Source organism: Leifsonia sp. NPDC080035 (genome assembly GCF_040050925.1).
Classification (GTDB): domain Bacteria; phylum Actinomycetota; class Actinomycetes; order Actinomycetales; family Microbacteriaceae; genus Leifsonia.
Genome location: NZ_CP157390.1, coordinates 477,109 through 494,551 on the forward strand (window position 1 = coordinate 477,109; position 17,443 = coordinate 494,551).

The 17,443-nt window shown below is 71.1% G+C and carries 17 protein-coding genes; 3 read left to right on the forward strand and 14 right to left on the reverse strand.

What is annotated here, in order from left to right; all coding sequences use genetic code 11:
* Nucleotides 1-98: 98 nt before the first annotated feature.
* The 6 genes from AAME72_RS02335 to groES all read right to left on the reverse strand — a co-directional run bounded on the left by AAME72_RS02335 (nucleotide 99) and on the right by groES (nucleotide 7,781).
* On the reverse strand, nucleotides 99-1,862 hold the full coding sequence (locus tag AAME72_RS02335; protein ID WP_348788648.1) for a glycerol-3-phosphate dehydrogenase/oxidase: 1,764 nt from the start codon (nucleotides 1,860-1,862) through the stop codon (nucleotides 99-101).
* A gap of 34 nt (nucleotides 1,863-1,896) precedes the next feature.
* Entirely contained in the window at nucleotides 1,897-3,015 is a 1,119-nt protein-coding gene (locus AAME72_RS02340; protein ID WP_348790195.1) for a GuaB3 family IMP dehydrogenase-related protein, read from the reverse strand.
* Nucleotides 3,016-3,079: 64 nt separating this feature from the next.
* Nucleotides 3,080-4,768: an ATP-binding cassette domain-containing protein gene (locus tag AAME72_RS02345; protein ID WP_348788649.1), complete on the reverse strand. Its 1,689-nt coding sequence runs from the start codon at nucleotides 4,766-4,768 to the stop codon at nucleotides 3,080-3,082.
* A 94-nt stretch (nucleotides 4,769-4,862) separates the two neighbouring features.
* Nucleotides 4,863-6,365: an IMP dehydrogenase gene (gene guaB, locus AAME72_RS02350; protein ID WP_348788650.1), complete on the reverse strand. Its 1,503-nt coding sequence runs from the start codon at nucleotides 6,363-6,365 to the stop codon at nucleotides 4,863-4,865.
* A 78-nt stretch (nucleotides 6,366-6,443) separates the two neighbouring features.
* Nucleotides 6,444-7,379 carry an EamA family transporter RarD gene (gene rarD / locus AAME72_RS02355; protein ID WP_348788651.1) on the reverse strand — a complete coding sequence of 312 codons (936 nt, stop codon included), beginning with the start codon at nucleotides 7,377-7,379 and terminating at the stop codon, nucleotides 6,444-6,446.
* 105 nt (nucleotides 7,380-7,484) lie between these two features.
* Nucleotides 7,485-7,781 carry a co-chaperone GroES gene (gene groES, locus AAME72_RS02360; protein WP_022889766.1) on the reverse strand — a complete coding sequence of 99 codons (297 nt, stop codon included), beginning with the start codon at nucleotides 7,779-7,781 and terminating at the stop codon, nucleotides 7,485-7,487.
* A gap of 141 nt (nucleotides 7,782-7,922) precedes the next feature.
* Here groES and AAME72_RS02365 point away from each other — a divergent pair, with 141 nt between their 5' ends.
* Nucleotides 7,923-9,110 (forward strand): class I SAM-dependent methyltransferase, encoded by a 1,188-nt coding sequence (locus AAME72_RS02365; RefSeq protein WP_348788652.1) that lies wholly within the window; start codon nucleotides 7,923-7,925, stop codon nucleotides 9,108-9,110.
* Between the two features lie 18 nt (nucleotides 9,111-9,128).
* Here the strand turns inward: AAME72_RS02365 and AAME72_RS02370 are convergent, their stop codons facing one another.
* The 8 genes from AAME72_RS02370 to glmS all read right to left on the reverse strand — a co-directional run bounded on the left by AAME72_RS02370 (nucleotide 9,129) and on the right by glmS (nucleotide 15,931).
* The gene (locus AAME72_RS02370) at nucleotides 9,129-9,704 is read right to left on the reverse strand and encodes a DUF4190 domain-containing protein (protein WP_348788653.1); all 576 of its coding nucleotides are present in this window, start codon (nucleotides 9,702-9,704) and stop codon (nucleotides 9,129-9,131) included.
* A 117-nt stretch (nucleotides 9,705-9,821) separates the two neighbouring features.
* Complete coding sequence (tsaD, locus tag AAME72_RS02375) at nucleotides 9,822-10,907, reverse strand: tRNA (adenosine(37)-N6)-threonylcarbamoyltransferase complex transferase subunit TsaD (RefSeq protein WP_348788654.1); 1,086 nt, start codon at nucleotides 10,905-10,907, stop codon at nucleotides 9,822-9,824.
* Entirely contained in the window at nucleotides 10,904-11,338 is a 435-nt protein-coding gene (rimI, locus tag AAME72_RS02380; RefSeq protein ID WP_348790196.1) for a ribosomal protein S18-alanine N-acetyltransferase, read from the reverse strand. Before rimI ends, tsaD begins: the two co-directional genes overlap by 4 nt.
* Before the next feature lie 65 nt (nucleotides 11,339-11,403).
* The gene (tsaB, locus tag AAME72_RS02385; RefSeq protein WP_348788655.1) at nucleotides 11,404-12,024 is read right to left on the reverse strand and encodes a tRNA (adenosine(37)-N6)-threonylcarbamoyltransferase complex dimerization subunit type 1 TsaB; all 621 of its coding nucleotides are present in this window, start codon (nucleotides 12,022-12,024) and stop codon (nucleotides 11,404-11,406) included.
* Between the two features lie 9 nt (nucleotides 12,025-12,033).
* Nucleotides 12,034-12,543, reverse strand: a complete 510-nt coding sequence (gene tsaE / locus AAME72_RS02390; protein ID WP_348790197.1) for a tRNA (adenosine(37)-N6)-threonylcarbamoyltransferase complex ATPase subunit type 1 TsaE — start codon at nucleotides 12,541-12,543, stop codon at nucleotides 12,034-12,036.
* A gap of 44 nt (nucleotides 12,544-12,587) precedes the next feature.
* Entirely contained in the window at nucleotides 12,588-13,718 is a 1,131-nt protein-coding gene (gene alr / locus AAME72_RS02395; RefSeq protein WP_348788656.1) for an alanine racemase, read from the reverse strand.
* Nucleotides 13,715-14,071 carry a holo-ACP synthase gene (locus AAME72_RS02400; protein WP_348788657.1) on the reverse strand — a complete coding sequence of 119 codons (357 nt, stop codon included), beginning with the start codon at nucleotides 14,069-14,071 and terminating at the stop codon, nucleotides 13,715-13,717. Before AAME72_RS02400 ends, alr begins: the two co-directional genes overlap by 4 nt.
* A gap of 9 nt (nucleotides 14,072-14,080) precedes the next feature.
* Complete coding sequence (gene glmS / locus AAME72_RS02405; RefSeq protein ID WP_348788658.1) at nucleotides 14,081-15,931, reverse strand: glutamine--fructose-6-phosphate transaminase (isomerizing); 1,851 nt, start codon at nucleotides 15,929-15,931, stop codon at nucleotides 14,081-14,083.
* Between the two features lie 97 nt (nucleotides 15,932-16,028).
* On the opposite strand from glmS, the gene coaA reads away from it, so the two are divergent.
* Both coaA and AAME72_RS02415 read left to right on the forward strand, forming a co-directional pair.
* Nucleotides 16,029-16,997 (forward strand): type I pantothenate kinase, encoded by a 969-nt coding sequence (gene coaA, locus AAME72_RS02410; protein ID WP_348788659.1) that lies wholly within the window; start codon nucleotides 16,029-16,031, stop codon nucleotides 16,995-16,997.
* A 98-nt stretch (nucleotides 16,998-17,095) separates the two neighbouring features.
* Nucleotides 17,096-17,407 carry a helix-turn-helix transcriptional regulator gene (locus AAME72_RS02415; protein ID WP_348788660.1) on the forward strand — a complete coding sequence of 104 codons (312 nt, stop codon included), beginning with the start codon at nucleotides 17,096-17,098 and terminating at the stop codon, nucleotides 17,405-17,407.
* The last annotated feature ends 36 nt before the right edge of the window (nucleotides 17,408-17,443 follow it).

Here is a 17,443-nt window from a genome sequence, read left to right on the forward strand (position 1 = left end):
TCGGAGGCAGCTGGACGTCCCCCGGGGTACAGACGCGGCCCGCCCGGGCACGGGAGGGGCGCGTCGTCGACGCGTCCCTCGCGTGGACGGCGGGAGTGCTACGCCTTCGCGGTGCGGGTGACCTTCGCCGCCTTCGCGGCCTCGGCGTCCACATCCACGATGTCCGGCGCCTCCAGCCGCACGCGGTCGGCGGACTCGTCGTCGGGCTGCAGCTGGCTCTCCCGCTCGGCGGCGACGCGCTTGAGGTAGGTCTGCACCTCGCGCTCCTCCCGCGCCTTGTCCCAGCCGAGCACCCCGGCCATCAGCGACGCCGCGACGGGCGCCGCGGAGACGCCGCGGTCCCACGCCTCGATCGAGATCCTGGTGCGGCGGGCGAGCACGTCCTCCAGGTGCAGGGCGCCCTCGTGTGAGGCCGCGTACACGACTTCGGCGCCGATGTAGTCGTCCGCGCCCGGCAGCGCGTCGGCGAGCGACGGGTTCTCGCGCACCAGCTCCAGGATGTCCTCGGCGAGCGTCCCGTAGCGGTTCAGGAGGTGCTCGATCCTGGCGGGATGCAGGCCGCTCTGCGACGCGATCCGGCCGCGGCGGTTCCAGGCGGCCTGGTAGCCCTCGGCGCCGACGAGCGGGATCTCCATGGTGGTGCTGGCGGGGATCTTGCCGTCCAGGGCGTCGACGGCCGCGTCGATCGCGTCCTTGGCCATCACCCGGTAGGTCGTCCACTTGCCGCCGGCGATCACGACGAGGCCGGGGACGGAGTGCGCCACCAGGTGCTCGCGGGACAGCTTCGAGGTCTCCTCCGACTCCCCCGCCAGAAGCGGGCGGAGGCCGGCGTACACGCCCTCCACGTCCTCCCTGGTCAGCGGCACGTTGAGCACCTCGTTGACGTGGGCGAGCAGGTAGTCGATGTCCGCCGCCGTCGCCGCCGGGTGCGCCTTGTCGAGGTGCCAGTCGGTGTCGGTGGTGCCGATCAGCCAGTGCCTCCCCCACGGGATCACGAACAGGACGCTCTTCTCGGTGCGCAGCAGCAGGCCCATCTTCGACTGGAAGCGGTCGCGCGGCACGACGAGGTGGATGCCCTTGGACGCGCGCACCTTGAACTGGCCGCGCTCCCCGACCATCGCCTGGGTGTCGTCGGTCCACACACCGGTCGCGTTGACGACCTGCTTGGCGCGGATCTCGAAGCGCTCTCCGGTCTCCAGGTCGTGCGCCTGCACCCCGACGACCCGCTCCCCCACCTTGAGGAATCCCTCCACGCGGACCCGGGTGGCGACGTGCGCGCCGTAGTTCGCTGCGGTGCGCGCCAGGGTCGCGGTGTAGCGGGCGTCGTCCACCTGGGCGTCGTAGTAGGTGATGCCACCGACGAGCGCGTCGCTCGCGAGGCTCGGGATGGCGCGGAGCACCTGGCGCTTGCTGAGGTGCCGGTGGTGCGGGACCCCCGGCGGGCGCAGACCCGTGTAGGAGAAGATGTCGTAGAGCATCATCCCGGCGCCGATGTAGAACCGCTCCCACACCCGCTTGTGCAGCGGGTAGAGGAACCGTACCGGCTTCACCAGGTGCGGCGCGATGCGCTGCAGCAGCAGGCCGCGCTCGATCAGCGCCTCCCGGACGAGCCCGAAGTCGAGCTGCTCCAGGTAGCGGATGCCGCCGTGGACGAGCTTGGACGAGCGGCTGGAGGTGCCGGACGCGAAGTCGCGCGCCTCCACCAGGCCGACGCTCAGGCCGCGGGTGACCGCGTCCACCGCGCTGCCGACGCCGACGATGCCGCCGCCGACGACGAGGATGTCGAGTTCGGTGTCCTTCAGCGCGGCGATCGCTTCGGCGCGCTCGGCGGGGCCGAGCCTGGACGGGGATGTTGTCGCCATCGTTTCCTCCTCCCCGGCCGCCGTCGGCCGAGACCTAGTGCGTCTGATAGGGCGCGACGACCACCTCGACGCGCTGGAACTCCTTCAGGTCCGAGTATCCCGTGGTCGCCATGCTCCGGCGCAGGGCTCCCACCAGATTCGCAGACCCCTCTGCCACCGGTGCGGGGCCGTACAGGATCTCCTCCAGCGGTGCCACCTGGCCGACCTGCACGCGGTTGCCGCGCGGCAGGTGCGGGTGGTGCGCCTCCGCGCCCCAGTGCCAGCCGCCGCCGGGGGCGTCGGTCGCGCGGGCAAGCGTCGAGCCCAGCATCACCGCGTCCGCGCCGCAGGCGATCGCCTTGACGATGTCGCCCGAGCTGCCGAGGCCGCCGTCGGCGATGACGTGCACGTAGCGGCCGCCGGACTCGTCCATGTAGTCGCGGCGTGCGCCCGCCACGTCGGCGACCGCGGTCGCCATCGGGGCGTGGATGCCGAGGGTGGAGCGGGTGGTGGACGCCGCGCCGCCGCCGAAACCGACGAGCACGCCCGCTGCGCCAGTCCGCATCAGGTGCAGGGCGGCGGTATAGGTCGCGGCGCCGCCAACGATCACGGGGACGTCGAGCTCGTAGATGAACTTCTTGAGGTTGAGCGGCTCCACGTTTTTGGAGACGTGCTCGGCCGAGACGGTCGTCCCGCGGATGACGAACAGGTCGACGCCCGCCTCCACGACCGTCTGGTACAGCTCCTGGGTGCGCTGGGGCGAGAGCGCACCGGCGACGGTGACGCCGCCCTCGCGGATCTCCGCGAGACGCTTCGTGACCAGCTCCGGCTTGATCGGCTCGGCGTAGATCTCCTGCATCCGGCGGGTCGCGCGCTCGGCCGGCAGCTCGCGGATCTCGGCCAGCAGCGGCTCCGGGTCCTCGTAGCGGGTCCACAGACCCTCGAGGTCGAGCACGCCGAGGCCGCCGAGCTGGCCCATCATGATGGCCGTCGTCGGGGAGACGACGGAGTCCATCGGGGCCGCGATGACGGGGATGGCGAACTGGTACGCGTCGATCGTCCAGGAGACCGAGACGTCCTCGGGGTCGCGCGTGCGGCGGCTGGGCACCACGGCGACGTCGTCGAAGGCGTACACGCGGCGGGCGCGCTTGGCGCGGCCGATCTCAATCTCCATGCTCACCACTTCAGTCTATGACCCGGGCATCGCGGGGCCCACCCGGCGGCGTCCGCCGGGAGCGTCACCGCGCCCGCGCGACCCGCTTCTCGTCCCACACCGGCTCGTCCGACTCGTACACGTCGCCATCGGCGCCGAAGACGAGGAAGCGGTCGAAGCCGCGCGCGAACCAGCGGTCGTGGGTGACGGCGACGACCGTCCCCTCGAAGCCGGCCAGTCCCTCCTCCAGCGCCTCCGCCGAGACGAGGTCGAGGTTGTCCGTCGGCTCGTCGAGCAGCAGCAGGGTCGCTCCGGAGAGCTCGAGCAGCAGGATCTGCAGCCGCGCCTGCTGGCCGCCCGACAGCGACTCGAACGTCTGCTCGGCTGACGCGGCGAGACCGTAGCGGTCGAGCACCCGGCTGGCCGCCTCCCGCGGCATGCCGTCGCGCCGGTCGTCGCCACGGTGCAGGATGTCCAGAAGCGTGCGGCCGACGAGCTCGGGATGCTCGTGCGCCTGCGCGAACAGGCCGGGGGCCACGCGCGCGCCGAGCTTCGCGACGCCGGTGTGCGGCACGGGAGCCCCCGCCACGTCGGCGGAGGCGAGATGACCCGCCGACGGGTCGGGGTCGGTCCCTCCGGCCGCGAGCAGCCGCAGGAAGTGCGACTTGCCGGAGCCGTTGGATCCGAGCACCGCGATCCGCTCGCCGAACCAGATCTCGGCGTCGAACGGCCGCATCAGGCCGGTCAGCTCGAGGCGCCTGCACTCGAGCACACGCCTGCCCGTTCGGGAGCCCGTCAGCCGCATCCGCACGTTCTGCTCGCGCGGGCGTTCCTGCGGCGGCCCCGCCTCCTCGAACTTCGACAGCCGGGTCTGGGCGGCCTGGTAGGCGGAGGCGAGGTCGCTGTTGTACTTCGCCTTCTCCTTGAAGCGCAGGACCAGCGCCTTCAGCTTCGCGTGCTCCTCGTCCCAGCGCCGGCGCAGCTCCTCGAGCCTGGCCATCCGCTCCTCGCGGGCGGCGTGGTAGCCGTCGAAGCCACCGCCGTGCGTCCAGGTCGTGTTCCCCGCCGCGCCGAGTTCCAGCGTGACGATGCGATCGGCCGCCCGGGCGAGCAGTTCGCGGTCGTGGGAGACCAGGAGCACGGTCTTCGGCGTCGCGCGCAGCTGCTCCTCCAGCCAGCGCTTGCCCGGCACGTCCAGGTAGTTGTCCGGCTCGTCGAGCAGGAGCACCTGCTCTGGTCCGCGCAGCAACGCCTCCAGCACGAGCCGCTTCTGCTCACCGCCGGAGAGGGTGCGCACCGATCGGTACTGGGCGCGCTCGAACGGGATACCGAGCGCGGCGACCGTGCAGTGGTCCCAGAGAACCTCCTGGTCGTAGCCGCCGGCGTCGGCGTACTCGGCGAGCGCGGTGGCGTAGCGCAGCTGCGTGTCCGTCTCGTCCCGCTCGATGATCGCCTCCTCGGCCGCGGCGAGGCGCTCGGCGGCCGCGCGCACCGCCGTGGGCGCGACCTGAACGAGCAGGTCGCGCACGGTGCGGTCGTCGCGCACGTGGCCGACGAACTGGTCCATGACCCCGAGGCCGCCGTCGATCACCACCGACCCCGAATCCGGCTTCAGCTCGCCGCGGATGATCCGCAGCAGCGTCGACTTGCCCGCCCCGTTCGCGCCGATCAGCGCGGAGATGCGGCCGTCGCCGACCCGGAACGAGACGTCGTCGAGAAGAGGTCGACCGTCGGCGAGGGTGTACGAGACACCGGAGACGTCGATGTGGCCCATGAGCGGATCCTGACCTGGAAAGCGGACAAAGCCTTCCAGGATAGACGAAACCGCCGCCCACGGGAACGTGGACGGCGGTTTCGGCGAGTAACCCTCAGTGCCGGTAGTTCGGCGCCTCGACGACCATCTGGACGTCGTGCGGGTGCGACTCCTTGAGCCCGGCCGGGGTGATGCGCACGAACTTGCCGCGCTCCTTCAGCTCCGGGATGGTGCGAGCGCCCACGTAGAACATCGACTGACGCAGCCCGCCGAGCAGCTGGTACGCGACCGCGGAGAGCGGGCCGCGGTAGGGCACCTGGCCCTCGATGCCCTCGGCGATGAGCTGCTCGTCGCTCGGGACGTCCGCCTGGAAGTAGCGGTCGCGCGAGTACGAGGTCTTCTTGCCGCGGGTCTGCATCGCGCCGAGCGAGCCCATCCCGCGGTAGTTCTTGAACTGCTTGCCGTTGACGAAGACCAGGTCGCCCGGCGACTCCGCGGTCCCGGCGAGCAGCGAGCCGAGCATGACGGTGTCCGCCCCGGCGACGAGCGCCTTGGCGATGTCGCCCGAGTACTGCAGACCGCCGTCGGCGATCAGCGGGACACCGGCCGGGCGGGCGGCGAGCGACGACTCGTACACCGCGGTCACCTGCGGGACGCCGACACCGGCGACGACGCGGGTGGTGCAGATGGAGCCGGGGCCGACACCGACCTTGATCGCGTCCGCACCGGCGTCGATGAGCGCCTGGGCGCCGGAGCGCGTCGCCGCCTGGCCGCCGATCACGTCGACGTGCGAGGCGCGGGGCTCGTGCTTGAGCCGGCTGATGATGTCGAGAACCCCGCGGCTCTCGCCGTTCGCGGTGTCGACGACGATGACGTCGACGCCCGCGTCGATGAGGGTCATCGCGCGCTCCCAGCCGTCGCCGAAGAAACCGACGGCTGCGCCGACGCGGAGCCGGCCCTCCTCGTCCTTGGTGGCGTTGGGGTACTTCTCGCTCTTGTCGAAGTCCTTGACCGTGATGAGGCCGCGGAGCTTGCCGTCCGCATCCACCAGCGGCAGCTTCTCGATCTTGTGCTCGGCGAAGATCGCGACGGCCGAATCCGGGTCGATGCCGACCGGCGCGGTGATGAGCGGCTGGCGGGTCATCACGTCGCGCACGAGCGTCGTGGAGCGCTCGAAGGGGGAGACGAAGCGCATGTCGCGGTTGGTGATGATGCCGACCAGGGTGCCGTCGGCCTCGACCACCGGGAGGCCGGAGACGCGGAACTGGCCGCACAGCGTGTCCACCTCTTCGACGGTGGCGTCCGACGTCGTGGTCACGGGATTCGTGATCATCCCCGACTCGGACCGCTTCACCTTGTCGACGTGCGACGCCTGGTCCTCGATCGAGAGGTTGCGGTGCAGGATGCCGATGCCGCCCTGGCGCGCCATGGCGACGGCCATGCGCGACTCGGTGACGGTGTCCATCGCGCTGGAGAGCAGCGGGGTGGCCATGGTGATGCGCTTGGTCAGGCGCGTCGAGGTGTCAACCTCGCTCGGGATGACGTCCGTGTACCCGGGAAGGAGCATGACGTCGTCGTAGGTCAAACCGATGAATCCGAACGGATCCGCCTGATCCATTTCACCCCTATCTAGAGTCGCCGCAAGTGTGGATGTCTCATGGTAACGGCAGAAGCTGGGGGCGTATTCCGAGGTTCGTCAGTCCACCGTCGCGAGGTCCAGTTCGGCCTGCCTGCGGCCCTGGTGCGCCGCCACGATCATGTCGACGCTGAGGATGAGAAGGGCGAGCCAGACGATGCCGAAGCCGACCCAGCGCTCCGGCGGCATCGCCTCGTGGAGGATGTCGACGCCGACGAGGAACTGGATGAACGGCGCGAAGTACTGGATGAAGCCCATGTAGACCAGCGGCAGCCGGCGCGAGGCGGAGGCGAAGAACAGCAGAGGGACGGCGGTGATGACGCCGGCGCCGACCAGAAGCACCGCGTGCCACGGCCCCTCGGTGCCGATGGTGAGCCCGGCGGTCACCGCGACGACGATCAGCTGCACGACGGCGACCGGGGTGAGCCACATCGTCTCCAGGGTGAGACCGGAGACGGCGTCCACCCGGCCTCCGACGCGCTTCTTGATGAGGCCGTAGAAGCCGAACGAGAACGCGAGGATGAGCGCGATCCAGGGCACCTGCCCGTACCCGACGGCAAGCACGATCACCGCGACGACGCTGACGCCGACCGCGACCCACTGGGCGATCCGCAGCCGCTCCCGCTGCACGATCACCCCCAGGAAGACGGTGACGATCGGGTTGATGAAGTAGCCGAGCGCGGCCTCAACGACGTGACCGCTCACGGTGGCCAGGACATAGGTCTGCCAGTTCACGTAGATGAGCGCCCCGGCGAGGCCCATCGTCAGGACGACGCGACGGTCGCGCAGCAGAGCGCCGAACGCCCGCCAGGTGCGCGTCACCGTCAGCGCGATCGCACAGAAGGCGAGCGAGAAGATGACGCGCCAGGCCACGATCTCCCACGCCGACGCCGGCACCAGGGAGAGGAAGTAGATCGGCAGGATGCCCCACAGCACGTAGGCCGAGATGGCGTAGATCAGTCCGGACTTGCGGTGCTCGGTGAGGGGCTGTGACACTCCCACGACACTACTCCGCTGTGCCGACATCCGCCGGGCGCGCCGCAGCATGACGAAGGCCCGGATGCATCACGCATCCGGGCCTTCGTGCGAAGAGTCAGCAGGTCAGCGGACCACGACCGCGAGCACGTCGCGAGCCGAGAGGACGAGGAAGTCCTCGCCGCCGAACTTGACCTCGGTGCCGCCGTACTTCGAGTAGATCACCTTGTCGCCGACGGCGACGTCGAGCGGCACGCGGTTGCCGTTGTCGTCGATGCGGCCGGGACCGACGGCCACGACCTCGCCCTCCTGGGGCTTCTCCTTGGCGGTGTCGGGGATGACCAGACCGGAAGCAGTGGTCTGCTCAGCCTCGACCTGCTTGATGACGATGCGATCTTCGAGCGGCTTGATGGAGACCGACACGGTTGACCCTCTTTCTTTGGTTAACGCAGTCTTTTGAGCGAAACGCTGGGTTAGCAAACTCGTGGTGAGAGTGCTAACGATGAGTCTAGAGGGTGCGTTAGCAGTCCCGCAACGTGAGTGCCAGAAGGTAGCGTGAGTGCCATGGACAGGTCCGAACTGGTCGAGCTGCTCAGCCCTGAAGGGCTCCGGCTGCTCGACTCCCTGCCGCCCTATCGCACCGAGAAGGACGTGCTGAGGATGGTCTCCGACCTCCGCAAGGCCGGCCACTCCCCGGGGCTCGTGGCTGCCGTGCTGACGCAGGCGAAGCTGCGCAAGAAGGCGCAGGCGAAATTCGGCGAGTTCGCCTCCCGGATGCTCTTCACCGAGGCGGGTCTCGAACAGGCGACGCGGCTGCCCATCGCCGCCCGGCACGCCGGCCGCTACCGCGCCGCGGGGCTCGAGCGGGTCGCTGACCTCGGCTGCGGGATCGGCGGGGACGCGCTCGCCCTGGCCGCCCTCGAACTCGAGGTGACGGCGGTGGAGGCCGACGAGGTCACCGCCGCGATCGCCGCCTTCAACCTGGCGCCGTTCCCGACCGCCACGGTCGAGCACCGCCGCGCGGAGGATGTCGACCTGCGCTCGTTCGACGGCGTCTTCCTCGACCCCGCCCGCCGCACCGCCGGGCACACCGAGACCGAGCGGCTCACCGACCCGGACGACTACACGCCATCGCTCGGCTTCGCCTACGAGCTGGCGACCGGACGCTCCGTCGGGCTGAAGCTCGGTCCCGGATTCGACCGCGACCTGATCCCGTCCACCGCCGAGGCGCAGTGGGTATCCGCCGACGGGCAGGTCGTGGAGGTCGGGCTGTGGTTCGGAGCGCTCGCCCGGCCGGGCATCCGCCGGGCCGCGCTCGTGGTCCGCGGCGACGACGCGCACGAGCTGACCGCCGAGGCGGACAGCGAGGACGTCGGGACCGGAGAGCTCGGCGAGTACGTCTACGAGCCGGACGGCGCGGTCATCCGCGCCCGGCTGATCGGCGACCTCGCCCGGCGCATCGGCGGCAGGATGCTGGCCGACGGGATCGCATACATCACCGCGGACGAGGCGGTGACGACGCCGTTCGCCGCGGGATTCCGCATCCTGGACACGCTGCCGTACCAGGAGAAGGAGCTGCGCCGCGCGCTGCGCACGCGCGGCGTCGGCACACTGGAGATCAAGAAGCGCGGCGTGGATGTGGACCCCGCCGCGCTGCGCAAACGTCTCTCGCTGAGCGGCGACCGCTCGGCGACCCTGATCCTGACCAGGATCGCCGGGCGGCACACCGCTCTGCTCGCCGAGCGGATCTGACTCCGCTCGGCGCGTGCCTCAGTAGGTGCTGTAGTGCGCCGAGAAGCTCGCGAAGATGATCGCCAGGACGATCCAGTAGATGATCGCGAACGCCACGGCGATGAAGCCGAGGATGATGCCGGTGAGCCAGAAGCCCTTCGCCTGCGGCTCCTTCCTGCGGCCCAGGAAGCCGAGGACGACCGCGGCGGCACCGAACAGGAAGCCGATGCCCCAGATGAAGTTCAGCACGATGCCGACGATGCCGCCGACGAGCGACAGGATGCTCAGAATGGGCGACTTCTGCGCCGGCGTGGCATACGGCTGGGCGTAGCCGGGGGCCGGCTGCCCGTAGGCGGGCTGGCCGTAGGGCTGCTGCGGCTGCTGACCGTATGGCTGCTGCGGCTGACCGTACGGCTGCTGCGGCTGGCCGTAGGGCTGCTGCGGCTGCTGGCCGTACGGCTGCTGGCCGTAGTCCGGCGCCGCGGGCGGGACGGGAGGCGCCGGAGGCGTCGCCGGGGTGTCCGCGGGCGGGACGGGAGCCGCGGGCGGGACGGACCCGGCCCCGTTCTCCCCCTCCGGCTCCGGCGGGACGGCGGGTGCGTTCGGATCGGTCATCGTGCCCATCTCCTTCTGTCTGGCGTATTCCTGAGAGGATGCTGTACCGCATCCATCGTCGCAGCGGCTCAGGGTCGTGTCAACGAGCGGGGTCGGTGCGTGACGGATCCGGGTGGATCAGCCGGCGACCTGGATGTCCGTGACCGGCAGGGTCGAGTCCGCTCCGAAGCCGAGCCCGCTCGGCGCGTGCCCCGCCATGATGAGCTGGGCACCGAGAGCGGCGATCATCGCGCCGTTGTCCGTGCAGAGCGACAGCGCGGGGATGCGCAGCTCGATGCCCGCCTCCGCCGCGCGCTGCACGGCGACCTGCCGCACCCGTGCGTTGGCGACGACGCCGCCGCCGAGCAGCAGTCGCGGAACGTCGTGGTCGAGGCACGCGGCGATCGCCTTGCCGATGAGCACATCCACCACCGCCTCGCGGAAGGACGCGGCGACGTCGGCGATCGGCACCTCCTCGCCGGCGTCCTGCCGCTGCTCCACCCAGCGCGCGACCGCGGTCTTGAGCCCGGAGAAGGAGAAGTCGTAGCGGTGCCTCTCCAGGTCCTTCGGCTTGGTCAGGCCGCGCGGGAAGCGGATGGCGTTCGGGTCGCCGTCGGCGGCGACCCTGTCGATCTCCGGTCCGCCCGGGTACGGCAGGCCGAGCACGCGCGCCACCTTGTCGAAGGCCTCGCCCGCAGCGTCGTCGATGGTCTCGCCGAGCAGCTCGACATCCGACACCAGGTCCCGCACCAGGAGCAGGGAGGTGTGACCGCCGGAGACCAGCAGGGCGACCGTCGGCAGCTCCACGGGATGGCCGGGCCCGCCGTTCGCGTCGAGCACGTCCGCGCCGACGTGGCCGACCAGGTGGTTCACCGCGTACAGCGGCTTGCCGAGCGAGAGCGCGAGAGCCTTCGCGGCGCCGACGCCCACCATCAGAGCTCCGGACAGCCCCGGTCCGCTGGTCACGGCGATCGCGTCCACGTCGGCCAGCTCGATCCCGGCGTCCGCCACGGCGGTCTTGAGGGTCGGAGTGAGCGCCTCGAGGTGGGCGCGCGCCGCGACCTCGGGCACGACGCCGCCGTACCGCGCGTGCTCCTCCATCGACGACGCGATCGTGTTCGCGAGCAGGGTGGTGCCGCGGACGATCCCGACGCCGGTCTCGTCGCAGGAGGTCTCGATGCCGAGGACCAGGGGGCCGGCGTCGGTGGATGCGGTGCTGTTCATGCCAGGGTGGTCTCCGTCGAGGGGATGGCGAGGCGCATCACGATCGCGTCGACGCCGTCCGGCTGGTAGTACTTCGGCCGCACGCCGATCTCCTCGAAGCCGAGCGTGCGGTACAGGGTCTGGGCGTTCGGGTTGTCGGCACGCACCTCGAGGAAGACGTCCCGCGCCCCGCGCTTCCTCGCCTCCCCGATCAGCGCCTGCATCAGCGCCCGCCCCAGGCCGTGGCGGCGCGCGGCCGGCGCGACGGCGATCGTCTGGATGTCTCCCTCCGCCGCCCCGGCCGGGGCGAGCAGGCCGGCGTAACCGTCGATGGTCTCCGGGTCCTCCGGAGGGAAGGCGACGAGGTAGTAACCGTGCTCGCCGGTCACCTCCGCGATCATCGACCGCTCCGACCACGCGTCGTTCACGAAGGTCGCACGCTCCAGCTCCATGATGGCGGGCACGTCCTCGGCGGAGGCGCGGCGCAGCTGCCAGACGCGGCGAGCGCCCGCGGCCGTCACGCGCTCACCCGCTTGGGGCCGGCGGACAGCGTGACGTCGGGGGAACGGAGGTAGAGCGGCTCGTCCCTCTCGAACGGCAGCCCGGCGGCGAAGCGCAGCTCGGCGAGCATCCCGAGCCGGCCCGCGGAGACGGCCTCGGCGTCGAAGCGCGGGATGTCGCGGTGCGGCAGCTCGTCCGGCTTGCCGAGACCGGGCCCGTCGAGCCGGACGGGGAGGCCCGCCTCGTCGGCGCCGGAGTACGCCGTCCAGTAGCGCTCGCGGCGTCGTGCGTCCGTGACGACGAGCAGCGGGCCGGTGTGCCCGCCTGCGTAGCGCTCGAACGCGACCGCGTCGTGGCTCACGACCGGGACGAGAGGCTTGCCTGCGCCGAACGCGAACGCCTTGGCCGCGGCGATCCCGACCCGCAGCCCGGTGAACGGCCCGGGGCCCATCCCGGCGACCACGCCGGAGAGTGCGGCCACCTCGACCCCGGAGAGGCGCATCGCCTCTGCGATCAGCGAGCCGACGACCTCGGCGTGCCGCATGGTGTCGGTCTCGATCACCTCGGAGAGGACGCCGCCGTCGCGGTCGACCACGGCGACGCTCGTTCCGGCGGAGGTGTCGATGGCGAGGAGCATGATTCCAGCCTAAGCGGGATCGGACCAGCGCGGTCCGTAGCCGGTGAGCGTGACGCGGCGGGGCTCGTCGGCGTCGAGGTCATCGTCCACGCCGTCGCCCGCGCCGAGGTCAGTGCCGGTGTCGTCGTCCTCGCGCGTGTCGGCTGCCGCGGCGTCCGAGGCATCCGCGCCGGTGGGCCGGACGATGTCCACCTCCAGCCAGGACTCCGCGACGCCGTCGAGCATCCCGCTGCCCCACTCCACGACGACGACCGAGTGCGCGAAGTCGATGTCGAGATCGTCGAGCTCGAGTGCGCTGCCGAGGCGGTAGGCGTCCACGTGCACGAGCGGCGCGCCGCCGGTCAGGCTCGGGTGGCTGCGCGCGAGCACGAAGGTCGGGCTCGTCACCGGGCCCCGCACGCCAAGACCTTCGCCGATGCCGCGCGTGAGCGTCGTCTTGCCCGCGCCGAGCGGGCCGTTCAGGATCACGAGGTCGCCCGGCCGGAGCATCCCGGCCAGCTCGACACCCAGTGCGTGCATGTCCTCGCTGGTGGCGACCGACAGCTCCCGGACGGACGTGCCGCTCACGCCGCACCGCCACGGTAGCTGCGCCGCAGACGCCCGCCCAGGCGCGTCACGATCTCGTAATTGATGGTGTCCGCGGCCTCCGCCCAGTCGTCGGCGCCGGGGACGCCGGTCGCCGGGTCGCCGAACAGCACGACCTCGTCGCCGACCTCCACATCCGCATCGCCGACGTCGACGACGAACTGGTCCATCGCAACTCGGCCCGCGATCCGGTACCGCTCGCCGCCGATCGAGACCGGGCCGCGCCCGGACGCGTGCCGAGGGATCCCCTCCGCGTAGCCGAGTGGCACGAGCACGAGCGTCGTCTCCTTCTCGGTGCGGTACGTGTAGTCGTACGAGACGCCCGTGCCCGCCTGCACCCTCCGCACCGCCGCGACCCGGCCGCGCAGGGTCATGGCCGGCCGGAGGCCGAGCTCGGCGGCGGACTCGGCGCCGAACGGGCTGAGGCCGTACGAGGCGATCCCGAGGCGCACCATCGAGAAGCGCGACTCCGGGAGGCTCAGCGCGGCCGCGCTCGCGGCGATGTGGGTCAGGTCGGGCGTCAGCCCGGCGGCCGCCGCCCTGGCCAGTCCGTCACGATAGGCGTCGATCGCCGCGCGGTCGTCATCCGGCGACGCGTTGGAGACGTGGCTGAAGATGCCGCGCACGGTCAGGGCGCCGGCCCGCTCCAGCTCGCGGGCACGGACGAACGTCGTATCCCAGTCCCCGGCGGCGACACCGTTGCGGCTCAGCCCGGTCTCCAGTTTGATCTGTACCCGGGCCGGCACGTCGCCCCTGGCAGCTCCGGCGACGGCCTCCAGCTGCGCGATCGACGAGACGCCGATGTCCACTCCGGCGGCGACCGCGTCCACGAAGTCCTCGTCGGGATCGTGCAGCCACGCGAGCACCGGCGCGTCGATGCCTGCCGCGCGCAGCTCCATCGCCTCCGACAGGTCCGCGACGCCGAGCCAGTCCGCGCCGCCGGCGAGCGCCGCCCTGGCGCACGCGACCGCCCCGTGGCCGTAGGCGTTCGCCTTGACGACGGCCATCACGTGCTCGGTGCCGATCAGCTCGCGCAGGCGGGCGACGTTCGCGGTCACCGCATCCAGGTCGACGACGATCTCGCGGAAGGGAGCGCTCGGCGCGCTCACGAGTCGCGCTCCGTCACCACGAACGCCGTGGCGATGCCCGCATCGTGCGACATCGAGACGTGGATGTGCGCGATCCCCCGCTCGCGCACCTGTCGCTCGACCACCTTGTGCAGCACGAAGCCCGGGTTCCTCTCCTCGTCGGGCACGATCTCCATGTCGTGCCAGCGGACGCCCTCCGACCCTCCGAGCGCCTTGATCAGCGCTTCCTTCGCCGCGAACCGCGCGGCGAGGGAGTGGACGGGCAGGGCGCGCTCCGCCTCGGTGAACAACCGCTCCCGCAGGCGCGGCGTCCGCTCCAGTGATCGCGCGAAACGTGCCAGGTCGACGACGTCGACCCCGATGCCCGCGATCACGAAGGGCTCCTACTCGACCGTGACCGACTTGGCCAGGTTGCGCGGCTGGTCCACGTCCAGTCCCTTCGCGGCGGAGAGCTCCATCGCGAAGATCTGCAGCGGCACGACGCTCAGCAGCGGCTCGAAGAGCGGGGCGGCGAGCGGGATGCGGATGACCTCGTCCGCGAACGGGAGCACGGCGGCGTCTCCGGCCTCGGCGATGGCGATGATGCGGGCGCCGCGGGCGCGGATCTCCTGGATGTTGGAGACGACCTTCTTGTGCATCTCGTCCGACCAGCGCGGGCTCGGCACCACGACGAAGACCGGCTGGCCGGGCTCGATGAGAGCGATCGGGCCGTGCTTGAGCTCGCCTGCAGCGAAGCCCTCCGCGTGGATGTACGCGAGCTCCTTGAGCTTGAGCGCACCCTCCAGTGCGATCGGGTAGCCGACGTTGCGGCCGAGGAAGAGCACGGAGCGGGTGTCCGACATCCAGTGCGCCAGCTGCGCGATCGTGTCGTGCGCCTCGAGGACGGTCGCGATCTTGCCCGGGACCGACTGCAGCTCGTCGATGGCGTCGCGCTGCTGCGCCGGCGTGAGGCTGCCGCGCACGCGCGCCAGGTGCAGGCCGAACAGGTAGAGCGCGGTGATCTGGGCGACGAACGCCTTGGTCGAGGCGACGGCGACCTCCGGGCCGGCGTGCGTGTACAGCGCGGCGTCGGACTCGCGCGGGATGGTCGCGCCCTGGGTGTTGCAGATCGAGATGGCCTTTGCGCCGGCCTCGCGGGCGTACTTGACGGCCATCAGCGTGTCCATGGTCTCGCCGGACTGGCTGATCGAGATGACGAGCGTGCCGTCGGTGATGACCGGCTCGCGGTACCGGAACTCGTGGCTGAGCTCGACGGTGACGGGGACGCGCGCCCACTTCTCGATGGCGTAACTGCCGACCAGGCCGGCGTACGCGGCGGTGCCGCAGGCGACGATCGTGATGCGGTCGATGCCGGTGAAGAAGTCCTCGCCCAGGGCGTCGAGCTCCGGGATGTGCACCGCGCCGTCCGCGAAGCGCCCGCGCAGGGTGTTGGCGACAGCGTCCGGCTCCTCGGCGATCTCCTTGGCCATGAACGACGACCAGCCGCCCTTCTCGGCGGCGGAGGCGTCCCACGCGACCTCGAACGGCTCCACCTCGACGGCGGCGCCGTCGAAGTCGGTGACCGTGACGGAGTCGGGGGTGATGGTGACGATCTGGTCCTGGCCGATCGCGAGCGCGCGGTGCGTGTGCTCGACGAATGCGGCGACGTCCGAGCCGAGGAAGTTCTCGCCGTCGCCCAGGCCGATCACCAGGGGCGAGTTGCGGCGGGCGCCAACGACGACGTGCGGCTGGTCCTGGTGCAGGGCGAGCAGCGTGAACGCGCCTTCCAGGCGGGAGACGACGCGCTGGAACGCCTCGCTCAGGTCACCGGTGGCGCGGTACTCGCGGCCGAGCAGCACGGCGGCGACCTCGGTGTCGGTCTCCGACTCGAAGGCGAATCCGTCGGCGAGGAGCTCGTCCTTCAGAGTCGCGAAGTTCTCGATGATGCCGTTGTGGATGACCGCGAGCCGGCCCTCGTCGCCGAGGTGCGGGTGCGCGTTGCGGTCGGTCGGGCCACCGTGGGTCGCCCAGCGGGTGTGGCCGATGCCGGTGCCGCCGTTCGGGATGCCGTTCTCGGCGAGCTCGTCGGTCAGCGCCGAGAGCTTGCCAGCCTTCTTGGCCGTGCCGAGGCTGCCATCAGGACCGATCACGGCGACGCCGGCCGAGTCGTAACCCCGGTACTCCAGGCGCTTCAGGCCGCCGAGAAGCACCTCGAGGCTCTTGTCGGTACCGACGTACCCCACGATTCCACACATGCACCCGATTGTAACGTGGGGCGAACTGGGAGTTTGCGCCGTGGGCCGTGTCGACGCCGAGGGCAACCACGTGTCCCGCACCCTAGACTTGTCGCCTATGGCTGTGAACGGCGCCGCCCGCGGCGGATCCTCAGGCAACGGCGATTCGACGACCCCGTTCGTGGAGCTGAACCGCTCGGACTGGGCGGAGCTGGCACGGAACACCCGCCTCCCGCTGCAGGAGACCGAGATCGTGCAGCTGCGCGGCCTCGGCGACCCGCTCGACATGCGCGAGGTCGAGCAGGTCTACCTGCCGCTCAGCCGTCTCCTCAACCTGTACGTCGGCGGCGCCAAGCAGCTGCACCGGGTGACGAGCGACTTCCTCGGGGAGCGCGCGGAGCGCACCCCGTTCGTGATCGGCGTCGCCGGGTCGGTGGCGGTGGGCAAGTCCACCATCGCGCGCCTGCTCCGCGAGCTCCTCTCGCGCTGGGACGACACCCCGCGCGTGGAGCTGATCACCACCGACGGCTTCCTGCTGCCGAACGCCGAGCTCGAGCGCCGCGGCCTCATGGAGCGCAAGGGCTTCCCCGAGTCGTACGACCGGCGTGCGCTGCTGCGGTTCGTGACGTCGGTGAAGAGCGGGGCGCCGGAGGTGCGGGCGCCGTTCTACTCGCACCTCAGCTACGACATCGTGCCGGACGCCGAGATCGTAGTCCGCCAGCCGGACGTCCTCATCGTGGAGGGCCTGAACGTGCTGCAGCCCGCCGGCGGCGGCAACCGTCTCGCCGTCAGCGACCTGTTCGACTTCAGCGTCTACGTCGACGCCCGCACCCGGGACATCGCGCACTGGTACGAGGAGCGGTTCCTCAAGCTGCAACGCGGCGCATTCGCGAACCCGAAGTCGTACTTCCACCGCTACGCCGACCTGACCGAGGAGGAGGCACGGTCGCGCGCCGCCTCCATCTGGGCGCGGATCAATGAGCCGAACCTGGTGCAGAACATCCGGCCGACGCGCTCCCGCGCGAAGCTCGTCCTGCGCAAGGACGCCGACCACACGGTGAGCTCCGTCCTGCTGCGCAAGCTCTGAGCGCAGGGTCGCGGGCATGAGGTCTAAGAGCCTCAGGCCGCAAGCACTCCGGTTCCTGGTCTCTGGTCCGCTGTGCGTGGATCCCGTAGGCATGAGCCATGGCAACACCACGTTCGCGTGCCGCGGAACTGTTCGGACAGCGCATCCGACAGGCGCGTCTGGCGCTCGGGATGAGCCAGGAGGACATCGCCAACCTCGCGGACATGCACGTGACCAACTACGGTCGCGTCGAACGCGGGGAGGCCAACTCGGAACTGCACACGATCGTCCGGCTCGCCACCGCCCTCGACACCGACCCGAGCGTGCTGCTCGGCGGACTCTACGGCGACGGCATGCTCCCCGACCGCGAGCGCGCCTACTCGGTGTCGGACTTCATCGCCGCCCGGAAGGCGGCCGAGCGGCCCCGTTGACGACGAACGCCGGCCCCGGGGAACCGGGACCGGCGT